The organism is Erythrobacter sp. YT30, assembly GCF_001542875.1.
Lineage (GTDB): Bacteria > Pseudomonadota > Alphaproteobacteria > Sphingomonadales > Sphingomonadaceae > Erythrobacter.
Genome location: NZ_LMAF01000002.1, coordinates 1,565,918 through 1,578,747, shown reverse-complemented (window position 1 = coordinate 1,578,747; position 12,830 = coordinate 1,565,918). Strand labels below are relative to the sequence as shown.

Here is a 12,830-nt window from a genome sequence, read left to right as displayed (position 1 = left end):
CCTGAAGAGTTTGCATTCTGTAATTAATTCATCAAACGAAGATATTCCCTAGACAATATGTTTGAAACGCAGATGACCATTTGAAACTCAAGTTGCCATGGTTTGCTTGTTCGTTCTCGAATTCGCTAACATCAGGAAAACGTCGAATGCGCCATCGCCATCGTGAACATCTGGGCGTTGATGCGAATGGAGGATGGGAACACGCTCGCATCAGCGACATAGAGGTTCTTGTGGCCGTGGACACGCAGATCGCTGCCAACGACCGAATTTCCCGGCCATGATCCCATGATGTTGCCGCCTTGCGGGTGCGATGTGCTGACGATGAAATCGCGCCCGTCCTGCATGTGCTCTTCAACAATCGCTTCGACATCATCGCCCGGCTTCACAGTGATGCTCTTTGAAGAGGGCAGATAAACCTCTTCGGCCCCGCCAGCGAAATGCAGGCGGATCGTGTCAACGATATAGCAGCGCAATTTCTTGCGATAGTTCGATTTCAACTTGATATCGTAATCGCCATCATCAACCTCGCCCATATCGCTCACCGGCATAAGAATGCCGAGGCACACGAGGTTTGAATAGGATTGCATCCGGCGCACATATTCGCCGAACCATCCTCCCATCGAAGCCGAGAAACTGGCGGGCGGGTGGAACCAGCTTTCGATCAGGTGCGTGCCGCGATCGACATAAGATCCCATCTGCACCCCGTCCCAGCTTTTCATTTCGTGCGGCATCTTGGCAATGACAGGACAGGCGAGATTGCACGCAATTGTCTCGCCCACATTGGCGACGTCCAACCGCTCCAACAGTTTCGAGGATGCCGCCGTGCCAGCTGCGATGATGGCGCCTTTTTTCGGTTTGATCCGGTGCGTTTCGCCATTCTGTTTGACCTGCACCGATTTGACAGGGTTGTCGCGCAGATGGGTGCCGATATTGATCCGGCGCACGCTTGCATTTGCAGCGATAATGGCGCCCGCATCCTCAGCGTCTTTCAGCAAAGTCTCCACCACGGAATTCTTACGGTCATAAGGACAGCCCGAATTGCAATACCCGCACCCCCAGCATTCGCGCTTGGTTCGCTGCTTGCCGTAATTCTTCTCAAAGAGAGCAAACGGCGCTTGCCGGTCGCTCGGCTTGGCATGACCGCTGGCGAGGAAGGCATCCCACGCATTCTTCAGATAGTCCCCATTCGGCCCGGCCTGATCGGGCGTAAGCTCGGCAACCTGCATCCGCTCCCACAGGAAATCGAATGATTTTGAAAGTTTCGCCCGATCAATCCGCACGCCGAATTTATCTTCCCAATGCGCAATAACGTCGGGAGCCTTGGGATGGATTTTGTCGGGGCCTCCATCAGGTCGGAAGCAGATGCCGTTGTTGACGAGTGAGGACCCGCCCACACACTCAGCCTGCATGATGGCAATCTCAAAATTGCTCGACGCCATCAGGCCCCCGCCATTGTACAGCTCGGCATATTGGCGCGCGTCATCGTGGCGAATTTCATCGGTGGACCAGTAATCACCCTTTTCAATAATGATGACTTTCTCACCCTTGGCTGAAAGCGCAGCAGCAGCAGCAGCCCCGCCCGCGCCTGAACCGATGATAAGCCAGTCGCACTGTTCATCACCTGTAAGGATGACGGGCGACAGGCTTTGCTTGCTGGAATAGCCGGGAAAATCCGGACGCTGCTCGGGATGCTCAAAGCCCAGGCTCTGCCAGCTGGCGGGCATTTGATAGTAGGCCGAATAGAACACAGACCGCAGCCGCCCGAGCGTCTTCACGAAACCGAATATCGAATTGATTATCCGACCTTCGATCCGGTCCTGCCGTTCCTTGATAGTGAGATCGGGGAAGCTGCGGCCGAGGATGAACTCCATGACAAACAGGCCCAACTTCACCTCTTTGCGAGTGGAATCGGGCAGCATCTCAATCCAATGCATGGCGGTTGCAAGCACATCCACGGCACTGGTGCCGGGAGGATCGCCGTCGAACAGAGCTTCGATAAAGGCGAGCTCGAATTCAAGCTGACGATCGATGATCGAGCGGATCATCGTATCATCAACCGTGATTCCGCTACGCGCGCTGGTGTCGACCGGCTCCTCCTCGCGGAGCGCCGCGCCATTGGCGGTGATCACATATTCAAGTTTCTTGCCATCAAGCCCGCTGCCAGCTCGCACCACCGGATCGCCATCGGGCGTGCGTCCCAAAGGTTTGACATCAGCAGGATTGTGCGCGGCGATGGTAGAGAAAGACAGATCGGGCATTACGTTCCCCCAAGCTCGAAGAGTGGCTGAGCGCGAGAATACCCATTCCGCAGCTTAGGGGTTGTATGAGAACGACAATCTTGAAGTACGGCGGATTTGAAGGCTGATTTTTGGAGCGGGTGAAGGGAATCGAACCCTCGTCGTCAGCTTGGGAAGCTGCTGCTCTACCATTGAGCTACACCCGCTTGCGCGCCCATCATCCGGTGCGGCGGGCGCTTTGCCGTAAAGGCTTCATGTGGTCAATCAGATAGGTGAAGGTACGCCATCCGATCTATAGGGCCGATCTATGGGGATCGCGCATTGGATTCGCTGCTCCATGCCGCTAAGGCGTGCGACAGATATTGATAGTTGAGAGGAACAATCATGCGGCAGGTTGATCATTTTATTGTCGGCGACAGCCCGGCTGCGACGCGCAAACATTCGATCTGGAACCCATCAACGGGCGAGGTTCAGGCCGAGGTTGCGTTGGGTCATGCGGCATTGCTCGATAAGGCTGTGGCGACTGCCAAAAAGGTCCAACCGGAATGGGCGGCAACCAACCCGCAAAAGCGGGCGCGCGTGATGTTCAAATTCAAGGAGTTGATTGAGGCGAACATGCAATCGCTTGCCGAATTGCTTTCGAGCGAACACGGCAAGGTCATCGACGATGCAAAAGGCGATGTGCAGCGGGGCCTTGAAGTCATTGAATACGCGTGCGGCATTCCGCAGGTGCTTAAGGGTGAATACACGCAAGGTGCAGGGCCCGGCATCGATGTCTATTCGATGCGTCAGCCGCTGGGCATCGGCGCTGGCATTACCCCGTTCAACTTCCCCGCCATGATCCCGATGTGGATGTTCGGCATGGCGTGCGCTGCCGGCAATGCGTTTATTCTCAAACCCTCAGAGCGTGATCCGTCCGTCCCTGTTCGTCTGGCAGAATTGTTCATCGAAGCAGGCGCTCCGGAAGGCCTCTTACAAGTGGTGCATGGCGACAAGGAAATGGTCGATGCCATTATCGATCACCCTGATATCCCCGCGATCAGCTTTGTCGGTTCTTCCGACATCGCGCAGTATATCTATTCGCGCGGCACGGCGAATGCGAAGCGGGTTCAGGCTTTTGGCGGGGCAAAGAACCACGGGATTGTGATGCCCGATGCGGACCTTGATCAGGTGGTGAATGATCTTGCCGGTGCTGCTTTCGGATCGGCGGGCGAACGCTGCATGGCGCTCCCGGTCGTGGTGCCTGTGGGCGAGGACACAGCCGAAAAGCTCAAAGAGAAACTCATCCCGGCGATCAATGCCTTGCGCATTGGCGTCTCGACCGATCCGGATGCGCATTATGGCCCCGTGGTGACGCCCGAACATAAAGCCCGGATCGAACAATGGATCACCACAGCCGAGGAAGAAGGCGGCGAAATTGTGATCGACGGGCGCGGCTACACGCTTCAGGGGCACGAGAACGGCTTCTTCGTAGGCCCAACGCTGATCGACCGCGTGACACCGCAGATGAAGAGCTATCAGGAAGAAATCTTCGGCCCCGTCTTACAAATGGTGCGGGCGAAGGACTTTGAAGAAGCCGTGCGTCTGCCCAGCGATCACCAATACGGAAACGGTGTCGCGATCTTTACCCGCAACGGCCATGCAGCGCGCGAATTTGCCAGCCGCGTTCAGGTCGGCATGGTGGGCGTCAATGTGCCGATCCCTGTCCCAGTAAGCTATCACAGCTTTGGCGGTTGGAAACGCTCGGGCTTTGGCGACATCGATCAATACGGCACTGAAGGGCTCGCCTTCTGGACAAAGCTCAAAAAGATCACCCAGCGCTGGCCCGATGGCGGAGGGGACGGATCAAACGCCTTCGTGATCCCGACTATGGGCTAGGGCAAAATGCAGTGATAGGGGTGGGCATATGGTCAATTCACTCATTCCCAAGCCGTTCTCTGTAGTTATTGCTTCTGCTGCTTTGCCTTTCGCAGCTGCGGCTTATGCGGCGATGGCCCATGAAGAGCCTGCCCAAGCGCAGAAAATCACTATTCCTGAGCGTTTTCACGGCACCTGGGATGCAGTGGGCAGTGATTGCTCGGGGATGTCGGATACGATGCTCTCGGTGAGTGAAACGCGGTTGATCTTCCACGAATCCGTGGCAACAATCACCGCACTCAGAACGGATGCGGATGCCATAATCGTCGACGTTTCAGCCTTGGCCGAGGGCGAACATCTTGAAACAGCATATCGACTTGAAATCGTGAATGGCCAACTCTGGATGGAAGTTGCTGGCACCAATTATGGCGCGTTCAAGCGCGAGCGGTGTCCGCAGAAAACCAGATGAGCGCTGATACAAGTCCTCGTTCCCGTACCACATCAGGCTCACCTTATGAGGCGCAATTCGGCTTTTGCCGCGCGGTTAGGGAAGGCAATCGCATCATTGTCGCCGGCACCGGCCCCGTCGAAGACGATGGTTCAACCACGCCCGGCAACGCCGCCGCGCAGGCTGAGCGATGCTGCGATCTGATCCTTGCCGCGATTGAGGAACTCGGCGGCGAAGCAGAGGACGTCGTGCGAACCCGCATGCTGCTTACCGATCCCGAAGATCAGGACGCGGTGGGGGAGGTCCACAAAATCTATTTCGGCGCGGCAAAGCCAGCTGCCACCATGGCGGGCGTTGCATGGCTGTGCCGGCCGGAATGGAAAGTCGAGATTGAGGCTGAAGCCGTCATCAAATGATGGGCACCATCATACGCTATTCTCTTGCATTGATCATTGGCAGCGCACTTGGCCTCTCCAGCGCGCTCTACATGGCAGGGCTGTGGCCGGGGGCAAAGCCGCTGGATTTCGGCGATGTCGAAGTGGACGGGTGGCGCAGTGATTTCGCAATAGGCTCCAAAAGCGCTGATCCCTACACCCGCGCCCGCGTCGCGCGGCATGGTCTGCTTGCGCTGGCGAAAAGCGAGGCGGTCTATTTCACCCGAACCACAGATGACTCGGGCGATCTGTTGAGAGAGGAATGCGATTATCGAATGGTTGGCGGAAAAATGCCTGCGAACTGGTGGTCCATCACGCTTTATGATGCGCGCAGCCTGCTTCCGATGAACGAGGACAAAGCGCTCAGTATCGATGCGACCAGCATCACCGGCGATCCTGAGAATTGGAGCGTCCTCATCGCGGCCCAACCCCCTGAGCAACAGGTCGACTGGATATCCAGTCGCAATGCAGGCAAATTCGATCTGACCCTGCGCCTTTACGTGCCCGATGAAGCGCTGATCGCCGATCCCGAAGCAAGCTTCACCTCGCCTGCGATTGAACGGCTTTCTTGTGAGGGAGAAAGCCAATGAAACGCTGGCTTGGCCCGTTGGCGACACTTTCCATTGCGGCGATCGCCGCGCATTGGGCGACCCTGCACTACGCGCCATCCGTGATCATGGATCGCGCACTTCTCGCGCTCAAAGACCGCGGCATTGCAGAGCACGCCTTCACCACGCCCGAGCGTATCACGCCGCAAACCCAAGCTGTCGTGCGCAGTTCGCCTGATCTGTTTTATTCGCTGTGCAGATATGATCTGAGCCAAGAAGGCGCGGTGCTTGATGTGACAGTTGGCCAGTGGCCGGATTATCAATCGCTGTCCTTCTTTGATGAAGCGACCAACAATTTTGCAACGATACGCGCCACAGGCAGAAACGCGCAGACCTATCTTTATTTCGATGACGGAGAGCAAAATCGGCCTGACAGCTTGATACCAAGCCCCACCAAACGCGGCCTCGTTTTGATCCGGAGATTGGCTCCGACACAAGGCACTTTCAGAGCAGCTCAAAAGGTATCTGAAGCCGATTCTTGCGCGCTGAAAACGCCATAGACTACCGAGTTACGCCACCCGGCTCGGCTCTTCTTCGAGCGCAGCACGAATGCCTAGCTCGACGCCAATCCGCTCCATCAAATCGTTCACGTCGGCCATTGCATCTAGTTCCTCTTTCGAGACCAGCACGCGTGGTTCTTCACCCGCTTCGCTGATGAGGATTGAGGGCAGCGTCACCTCCCGAGCGCCGCCTGTGCCCAACTCGGTAAAATCTGCGGTAAAATCATCGCGGTGATAGAATTGAACATCCGCATCGAGCCGCCGCCAGAACCGCTTCCAATCCCCTCGCATCGACACCGCGCCATAAGTGAGCGCGCACAGGGAGCACGGATAGCTTTCGGGGAAAAACTGCTTTTGAACAGCGTGTTTCAGCGCCTCAATCACGCCAGTATCGGCGTTGTAGACGCAAATAAGGCGCGTGCGAGGCTGAGCGATTTGGGCTGTCATATCTATAAATACGCACGCAGAGCCCTTTCGGTTACAAATCGTGCGCAGAAAAGCGCCCCCTCGCATATGTATTAGCCAAGGCTCGCATCCCCTTTTCACACCTTAGAGGACGGGCTAGATGCAGCGTCATGCAAGGACAATTTTCACTCACAGAAGACCAGCTCGCGATCCAAGAAGTTGCGCAGCGTTTTACCGCCGATCAGATCACGCCGCATGCCGCTGAATGGGATGAGAAGCACATCTTTCCAAAGGATACCATCAAGCAATCAGCAGAGCTTGGCTTTGGCGCCATCTACGTGTCGGAGGAATCGGGCGGGATCGGGCTTGGCCGTTTGGAAGCCGCGCTGATAATGGAAGCCATGGCGTACGGCTGCCCCACCACATCGGCCTTTATTTCAATCCACAATATGGCCGCATGGATGATCGACGAATTCGGCGGGCAGGAGTTAAAAGATCGCTATCTGCCTGATCTCATCTCGATGGAGAAGATCGCTAGCTATTGCCTCACTGAACCCGGCAGCGGCTCTGATGCAGCAGCATTGAAAACCAAGGCCAAGCTGGATGGCGATCATTATGTGCTGAACGGCACAAAGCAATTCATCTCAGGCGGCGGCGTCAACGATGTCTATGTCGCCATGGTCCGCACCAGCGATCACAAAACCAAAGGCATTTCCTGCCTCGTCATCGACAAGGATACGCGTGGGGTCAGCTTTGGCGCGCCAGAGAAGAAACTGGGATGGAACGCCTCTCCCACGGCGCAGGTCATTTTTGAGGACGCCCGTGTGCCGGTCGCCAACCGTGTCGGCGATGAAGGTGAAGGCTTTCGATTTGCGATGATGGGTCTTGATGGCGGGCGCCTTAACATCGGCGCGTGCTCTCTTGGTGGCGCGCAAAGGTGCCTTGACGAAGCCATCGCCTACACCAAGGATCGCAAACAGTTCGACCAACCAGTCGCCGATTTCCAGAACACGCAATTCATGCTCGCCGACATGGCGACTGATCTGGAAGCTGCGCGCGCCCTCCTCTATCTGGCCGCAGCCAAAGTCACCGACAACGCTCCCGACAAATCGCGGTTTTCCGCAATGGCAAAGCGGCTTTCGACCGATAATGGCAGCAAGGTTGTGAACGACGCCCTGCAGCTATTCGGTGGATATGGATACCTGCGCGATTACCCCATCGAACGCTTCTGGCGCGATTTGCGCGTGCATTCGATCCTCGAGGGCACCAATCAGGTGATGCGAATGATCGTGGGACGCGATTTGTTGCGGCAATAACGGAGACACCTATGGAAAATGTGATCGAAAGCATCGACGATCTGACTTTCTTCGCGCTGCTGCTGGTTATACTTGTCTGGTACTACGGACACCGGATCCTCAAGCAGCTTCAGCGGATGCATTCTGCCGAGAAAGAGGATTGAACAATTGCGTTTTACAATGGCCTCGGACGTGGTCCCCGACTACCAAGGGGGCAAGACGTTCTATGTCAATCAGCTGGGCTTCGACCTTGTCGAGGACACCGATCTCGGCAACGGCAAGCGCTGGGTCGTAGTAGGGCCTGAAGACGGGGCGCGCATCTTACTCGCGAAAGCCACCAATGATGAACAAGCTCGCGCCATCGGCAATCAAACCGGCGGTCGTGTCGCCTTTTTCCTCGAGACCGATAATTTCGCCGATAGCCATGCCCGCTTTACTGCGGCAGGCGTGAATGTTCTCGAAAGCCCGCGCGAAGAGTCCTATGGAATTGTCGCGGTCTTCAGCGATCCCTTTGGTAATCGCTGGGACTTGATTGAACCGAAAGCATAAAATGACCACTGACGTTCTCACCCGCACCAATGGCCCCATCGGCCATGTCACGCTGAACCGGCCCAAAGCGCTCCACGCGCTAACCCTCGATATGTGCCACGCCATGTCCGCAGCGCTCACCGAATGGGCGAGCGATGACGCGATCCAGGCGATCATTATCGATCATGTCGAGGGCAGCCGCGGCTTTTGCGCTGGCGGCGATATCGCTTTCCTGCGTGACAGCGCGCTGAACGATGGCGGCGTATCGGGGCGCAAGTTCTTCCACGACGAATACCAGCTAAACCACCAGCTCTTCACATACGAAAAGCCGATCGTCGCCTTTATGGACGGGATCACAATGGGCGGCGGCGTTGGCATTGCGATGCCCGCGAAATTCCGCGTCGCGACCGAGAACACCCGCTTTGCCATGCCCGAAACAGGTATCGGCCTCTTTCCCGATGTGGGCGGCGGCTGGTATTTGTCACGCCTAGGCGGAAGGCTGGGGCAATTCCTAGCCCTGACGGGCGCGCGGCTTGATGGCTCGGAATGCCTTTGGACAGGCCTTGCGACTCACTACGTGCCCCATGAATTGCTAGATGATATCAAGGCGCGCATTGCCGAGCGTCCCGGCCGGATCAGCGGCATCTTGTCCGAACCTGTCGGCACGCCGCCAGAGGCACGCATTGAGCAGAACGCGCTGAGGATCGCCAAGCATTTCGGCAGCGATGCCTACGAAGACATTCTCGCCAGTCTCGAAGCCGAAATTGCCACCAACGAAAATGGCGCCGCCGAATGGGCATCGAAAGAGCGCGACACGCTTGGCACGAAAAGCCCGCAAACCTGCAAGGTGGCCTTGCGCCAGCTGGCCAACAGCATGGAATTCACCGACTTTGCGGACAATATGCGCATGGAATACCGCATCGCATCACGCGTGCTTACTCGTCCGGATTTCGCCGAGGGCGTGCGCGCAGTCATCACCGATAAGACCAACGATCCCAAATGGGATCCCGCAACGCCCGAAGATGTGAGCGAGGAGCTGATCGATAGCATCTTTGCCCCGCTCCCGGCCGATGAAGAATGGAAACCTCTATGAGCTACGAAACAATCCTCGTCGAAACCAACGCGCGAGGGCATGAGGGCGTTACGCTGATGACGCTCAATCGGCCCAAGGCATTGAATGCGCTAAACACGCAGGTGCTCGACGAGTTGATCGATGCTTTTGCCGTCTACCAGGCTGATGACAGCCAGCTTTGCGCCATCCTTACAGGCGCTGGCGAAAAAGCCTTCGCCGCAGGTGCTGATATCAAGGAAATGCACGACAAGGCGGCGGCAGATTTCTATCTCGATGATTTCTTCTCGCCCTGGACAAGCGAAATCGTGAAGAAGACCCGCAAGCCCTGGATTGCGGCAGTGAATGGCTTTGCTCTGGGTGGCGGGTGTGAACTCGCCATGATGGCGGATTTCATCATCGCATCCGACAATGCGAAATTCGGCCAGCCTGAGATCAAATTGGGCGTGGCTCCAGGCATGGGCGGATCGCAGAGGCTGACCCGCGCGATTGGCAAATCCAAGTCGATGGAAATGTGCCTCACGGGCCGCATGATGAATGCGGAAGAGGCCGAGCGCTCAAACCTGATCGTGCGCGTCGTGCCGCAGGCAGACCTGATTGCCGATGCGCTCAAAACTGCCGCCACCATTGCCGGCATGCCGCCCATGGCCACAATTGCGAACAAGGAAATGGTCAATTCCGCGTTTGAGATGACACTCGATCAAGGGCTGATCGTCGAACGCCGCATCTTCCAGATCCTGACCGCAAGCGAGGACAAAGCAGAGGGTATGGCAGCATTTATCGAGAAGCGTGAGGGCCAGTGGAAGGGGCGTTAGGTTGAATTGAGCCGGAACCACCCGCGCCCTCCACCCTTCCACCCGGATCGTACTCCGGAGTTATAATCCGGGTGGAAGGGTGGAGGGCGCGGGTGGCTTGGCACTGGAGAGGAAGCAATTATGAGAATCGCGTTTATCGGCCTCGGCAATATGGGCGGCGGGATGGCTGCCAATCTTGTGAAAGCGGGCTACACCGTCCGCGCTTTTGATCTGTCCGAGGAGGCGCTTTCTGCGGCGAAAGATGCCGGATGCGAGACTTTCACCACAGCGCGCGATGCAGTCGAAGGGACAGATGCGGTCGTCTCCATGCTCCCCAATGGCGGAATTGTGAAAGACGTGTACACAAAGGACGTCATCGGCCACACGCCGCACGCCGCAGTGCTGATTGACTGCTCGACCATCGACGTCGCGACCGCGCGCGAAGTCGCTGATGCCGCGCATGCGGAAGGCTACAAAATGGTCGATGCGCCCGTTTCCGGCGGGATCGCAGCGGCAGCCGGAGGGACGCTCACATTCATGGTGGGCGGCGAGAGCCATGCTTTTGAAGCTGCCGAGCCGATCCTTTCCGCCATGGGTAAAGCGGTGATTCATGCAGGCGATGTGGGCGCGGGGCAGACGGCGAAGATCTGCAACAATATGCTCCTCGCCATAACCATGATCGGTACGGCTGAAGCCATGAAAATGGCGGAAAAGCTGGGGCTCGATCCGCAAAAATTCTATGAAATCAGCTCGCAGAGCTCAGGCTACAACTGGTCATTGAATGCCTACACGCCGATGCCCGGCGTGGGTGTCGAAAGTCCTGCGGACAAAGGCTATGAAGGCGGCTTTGCGACCGCGCTGATGCTGAAGGATTTGCGCCTTGCGATGGAAGCGGCGGAAAGTGCCGATGCGGCGACCCCGCTCGGAAAGCACGCGAAGGAAATCTATGAGGCCTTTGCCAAGGAGAATGGCGGCCTCGATTTCTCTGCGGTGATCAAGACGCTTTAATCTCCGCAATCACGCGGTCCAGCCATTCGCGAGGCGCTTTTCGCCTGCCTACATCAGCGACAAACTCCTGACCCCGCGCGACACTGCGGAGCTGACCGTTACGCAGCCAACGATCTGCACGGTCATGATAGGATAGCCCGCCGCGTTTCAGCCAATCGGGGCGCTGCCAAATACTTGGCGGACCGCCCGGAACGGTCAGCCGCAATGCATCGCGAGCTCGGGCCGCCGTGCGCCCCTCCCCACGCCAGATCACGTCATTTGAATGATGCATGGCGAGCGCGTGTGGGTGAGCAATATCGATCGCCCAGTCTGGCGCGCCCTCACCAAGCGTGAAAATCTCTTCCACCCTCAAATAGCCGAATATCCGATGGTGCGGTTCTCCCGTCTCCTCCTCGGCGAACAGACCGAAGAAAACGAACACATCACCCAGCCCAACCCCCTGCCGCTCCAGATGTGTTTGCGCAGCACCGCATTGGCCAAAAACGCATGTGCGTCCACCATCTTGTGCCTTCAGAAACATCGGATCATGATGGCAAAAATCGTTTGCGCCCAGCTTCCCGCGACTGGCCTTCACAACAAGCTCGCCAATCCCAAGATCGCCAAAAGTCGTGCGCGAGGCAGCGCCCGCAGGAATGGGGAGACTGACCGGTTTCCCGCCCACAATTGGCGACGGCCCTCCGCCTGCGCTGCTGTCAAAGCCTTTTCGGGAAATGATGATCTTCACGTGGACGACGCCATGCCGCGCAACTCAGAGTTGCACAAGACAGACCTTTCCTTGCTTTACGTGAAACAGTCTTTGGGAGTAGAGGCCCCGACTATGGCAAATGCATCTCCCCAGGCAACCAAAGTCACCGCTCTCGTCATGGCCGGCAAACGCTCCGGCGTGCTTGATCCTTTGGCGCAGGATGCAGGCGTTAACCAGAAATGCGTGGTCCCCGTGAACGGCACGCCGATGGTGGAACGCGTCATCCAGCAGGTTTCTCAATGCGAGCGTGTGGGAGCCATCCGGATTATCGCGCACGAACCGGACGAGATCGCCGCGCAGCCAACGGTTGCCAAGCTGATCGAAGAAGGCCGCCTGACTTTCGCAGAAGGCAAGTTCAACATCGTCGACAGCGTCTTTTCAGGCGCGGACGGCGCGGAATTCCCGATTCTGATCACAACGGCGGACAATTGCCTCGTCACACCTGAAGGCTACACCGAATTTATCGACAAATGCCTTGCTGCTGAGGCTGGCGGAGCGGCGGCGCTCGCTCGCAAGGAAGACGTGCAGGCCGCCGACCCCGAGGGACAGAAGAAATTCTACCAGTTCCGCGATGGCGCTTACTCCAATTGCAATATGTACTGGATGGGCAGCCAAGAAGCATTAAGCGCGGCTGAAATCATGCGCGAAGGCGGACAGTTCGTGAAGTTTCCCAAGCGCATTATCAAAGCCTTTGGCTTGATGAACCTTCTGCGTTTCCGCCTTGGCAACGGATCCAAGGAAAAGCTATTTGCGCAGATATCCAAGCGCTTCGGCGTCAAACTGGTGCCAGTTGTCGTTTCCGATGGACATTACGCAATCGACGTCGACAATCAGCGGACGAAGGACGTGACCGAGAAGATCCTCAAACGCCGCGAAGGCGATCTTACAGCCGCCTAACACCG

Annotated in this window: 15 protein-coding genes and 1 tRNA gene; 12 read left to right on the top strand and 4 right to left on the bottom strand. The window is 57.1% G+C overall.

From position 1 onward, the window contains the following. Positions 1–131: 131 nt before the first annotated feature. The gene (locus AUC45_RS12270) at positions 132–2,258 is read right to left on the bottom strand and encodes a GMC family oxidoreductase N-terminal domain-containing protein (protein ID WP_067602970.1); all 2,127 of its coding nucleotides are present in this window, start codon (positions 2,256–2,258) and stop codon (positions 132–134) included. Between the two features lie 111 nt (positions 2,259–2,369). Beyond that, a tRNA-Gly gene (locus AUC45_RS12265) sits at positions 2,370–2,443 on the bottom strand. Between the two features lie 178 nt (positions 2,444–2,621). Between AUC45_RS12265 and AUC45_RS12260 the strand changes: the two genes are divergently transcribed. From AUC45_RS12260 to AUC45_RS12240, 5 genes are read left to right on the top strand one after another with little or no spacing between them, the layout of a single operon-like run. Further along, positions 2,622–4,115, top strand: a complete 1,494-nt coding sequence (locus AUC45_RS12260) for a CoA-acylating methylmalonate-semialdehyde dehydrogenase (RefSeq protein ID WP_067602967.1) — start codon at positions 2,622–2,624, stop codon at positions 4,113–4,115. A 28-nt stretch (positions 4,116–4,143) separates the two neighbouring features. Beyond that, positions 4,144–4,563: a hypothetical protein gene (locus AUC45_RS12255; protein WP_067602964.1), complete on the top strand. Its 420-nt coding sequence runs from the start codon at positions 4,144–4,146 to the stop codon at positions 4,561–4,563. Beyond that, positions 4,560–4,958, top strand: a complete 399-nt coding sequence (locus AUC45_RS12250; protein WP_067602961.1) for a RidA family protein — start codon at positions 4,560–4,562, stop codon at positions 4,956–4,958. Before AUC45_RS12255 ends, AUC45_RS12250 begins: the two co-directional genes overlap by 4 nt. Further along, positions 4,955–5,566 carry a DUF1214 domain-containing protein gene (locus AUC45_RS12245; protein WP_233998749.1) on the top strand — a complete coding sequence of 204 codons (612 nt, stop codon included), beginning with the start codon at positions 4,955–4,957 and terminating at the stop codon, positions 5,564–5,566. Before AUC45_RS12250 ends, AUC45_RS12245 begins: the two co-directional genes overlap by 4 nt. Beyond that, positions 5,563–6,084 (top strand): DUF1254 domain-containing protein, encoded by a 522-nt coding sequence (locus AUC45_RS12240; RefSeq protein ID WP_067602958.1) that lies wholly within the window; start codon positions 5,563–5,565, stop codon positions 6,082–6,084. Before AUC45_RS12245 ends, AUC45_RS12240 begins: the two co-directional genes overlap by 4 nt. Positions 6,085–6,093: 9 nt before the next feature. Here AUC45_RS12240 and AUC45_RS12235 read toward each other — a convergent pair whose 3' ends face one another. Continuing rightward, the gene (locus tag AUC45_RS12235; RefSeq protein ID WP_067602955.1) at positions 6,094–6,531 is read right to left on the bottom strand and encodes a hypothetical protein; all 438 of its coding nucleotides are present in this window, start codon (positions 6,529–6,531) and stop codon (positions 6,094–6,096) included. A 128-nt stretch (positions 6,532–6,659) separates the two neighbouring features. Here AUC45_RS12235 and AUC45_RS12230 point away from each other — a divergent pair, with 128 nt between their 5' ends. The 6 genes from AUC45_RS12230 (at position 6,660) to mmsB (ending at position 11,183) form a co-directional block, all read left to right on the top strand. Then, positions 6,660–7,805 (top strand): acyl-CoA dehydrogenase family protein, encoded by a 1,146-nt coding sequence (locus tag AUC45_RS12230; RefSeq protein WP_067602953.1) that lies wholly within the window; start codon positions 6,660–6,662, stop codon positions 7,803–7,805. Between the two features lie 11 nt (positions 7,806–7,816). Continuing rightward, the gene (locus tag AUC45_RS16120; RefSeq protein ID WP_255356311.1) at positions 7,817–7,948 is read left to right on the top strand and encodes a hypothetical protein; all 132 of its coding nucleotides are present in this window, start codon (positions 7,817–7,819) and stop codon (positions 7,946–7,948) included. A gap of 16 nt (positions 7,949–7,964) precedes the next feature. After that, a complete protein-coding gene (locus tag AUC45_RS12225) occupies positions 7,965–8,333 on the top strand; it encodes a VOC family protein (RefSeq protein WP_156423841.1) in 369 nt (122 codons plus the stop codon). Position 8,334: 1 nt separating this feature from the next. Next, entirely contained in the window at positions 8,335–9,405 is a 1,071-nt protein-coding gene (locus AUC45_RS12220) for an enoyl-CoA hydratase/isomerase family protein (protein WP_067602947.1), read from the top strand. After that, positions 9,402–10,196 (top strand): enoyl-CoA hydratase-related protein, encoded by a 795-nt coding sequence (locus AUC45_RS12215; protein WP_067602944.1) that lies wholly within the window; start codon positions 9,402–9,404, stop codon positions 10,194–10,196. Before AUC45_RS12220 ends, AUC45_RS12215 begins: the two co-directional genes overlap by 4 nt. 120 nt (positions 10,197–10,316) lie before the next feature. Continuing rightward, the gene (mmsB, locus tag AUC45_RS12210) at positions 10,317–11,183 is read left to right on the top strand and encodes a 3-hydroxyisobutyrate dehydrogenase (protein ID WP_067602941.1); all 867 of its coding nucleotides are present in this window, start codon (positions 10,317–10,319) and stop codon (positions 11,181–11,183) included. Here the strand turns inward: mmsB and AUC45_RS12205 are convergent. Continuing rightward, positions 11,170–11,907 carry a hypothetical protein gene (locus AUC45_RS12205; protein ID WP_067602938.1) on the bottom strand — a complete coding sequence of 246 codons (738 nt, stop codon included), beginning with the start codon at positions 11,905–11,907 and terminating at the stop codon, positions 11,170–11,172. The genes mmsB and AUC45_RS12205 overlap by 14 nt on opposite strands. A gap of 93 nt (positions 11,908–12,000) precedes the next feature. Here AUC45_RS12205 and AUC45_RS12200 point away from each other — a divergent pair, with 93 nt between their 5' ends. Further along, a complete protein-coding gene (locus AUC45_RS12200) occupies positions 12,001–12,825 on the top strand; it encodes an NTP transferase domain-containing protein (protein ID WP_067602935.1) in 825 nt (274 codons plus the stop codon). The last annotated feature ends 5 nt before the right edge of the window (positions 12,826–12,830 follow it).

Excerpts from the sequence above, each read along its gene's own strand:
- AUC45_RS12240 (WP_067602958.1), top strand. The coding sequence starts at position 5,563 with ATGAAACGCTGGCTTGGCCCGTTGGCGACACTTTCCATTGCGGCGATC.
- AUC45_RS12255 (WP_067602964.1), top strand. The coding sequence starts at position 4,144 with ATGGTCAATTCACTCATTCCCAAGCCGTTCTCTGTAGTTATTGCTTCT.
- mmsB (WP_067602941.1), top strand. The coding sequence starts at position 10,317 with ATGAGAATCGCGTTTATCGGCCTCGGCAATATGGGCGGCGGGATGGCT.
- AUC45_RS12225 (WP_156423841.1), top strand. The coding sequence starts at position 7,965 with ATGGCCTCGGACGTGGTCCCCGACTACCAAGGGGGCAAGACGTTCTAT.
- AUC45_RS12260 (WP_067602967.1), top strand. The coding sequence starts at position 2,622 with ATGCGGCAGGTTGATCATTTTATTGTCGGCGACAGCCCGGCTGCGACG.
- AUC45_RS12215 (WP_067602944.1), top strand. The coding sequence starts at position 9,402 with ATGAGCTACGAAACAATCCTCGTCGAAACCAACGCGCGAGGGCATGAG.
- AUC45_RS12230 (WP_067602953.1), top strand. The coding sequence starts at position 6,660 with ATGCAAGGACAATTTTCACTCACAGAAGACCAGCTCGCGATCCAAGAA.
- AUC45_RS12220 (WP_067602947.1), top strand. The coding sequence starts at position 8,335 with ATGACCACTGACGTTCTCACCCGCACCAATGGCCCCATCGGCCATGTC.
- AUC45_RS12200 (WP_067602935.1), top strand. The coding sequence starts at position 12,001 with ATGGCAAATGCATCTCCCCAGGCAACCAAAGTCACCGCTCTCGTCATG.
- AUC45_RS12235 (WP_067602955.1), bottom strand. The coding sequence starts at position 6,531 with ATGACAGCCCAAATCGCTCAGCCTCGCACGCGCCTTATTTGCGTCTAC.
- AUC45_RS12245 (WP_233998749.1), top strand. The coding sequence starts at position 4,955 with ATGATGGGCACCATCATACGCTATTCTCTTGCATTGATCATTGGCAGC.
- AUC45_RS12270 (WP_067602970.1), bottom strand. The coding sequence starts at position 2,258 with ATGCCCGATCTGTCTTTCTCTACCATCGCCGCGCACAATCCTGCTGAT.
- AUC45_RS16120 (WP_255356311.1), top strand. The coding sequence starts at position 7,817 with ATGGAAAATGTGATCGAAAGCATCGACGATCTGACTTTCTTCGCGCTG.
- AUC45_RS12250 (WP_067602961.1), top strand. The coding sequence starts at position 4,560 with ATGAGCGCTGATACAAGTCCTCGTTCCCGTACCACATCAGGCTCACCT.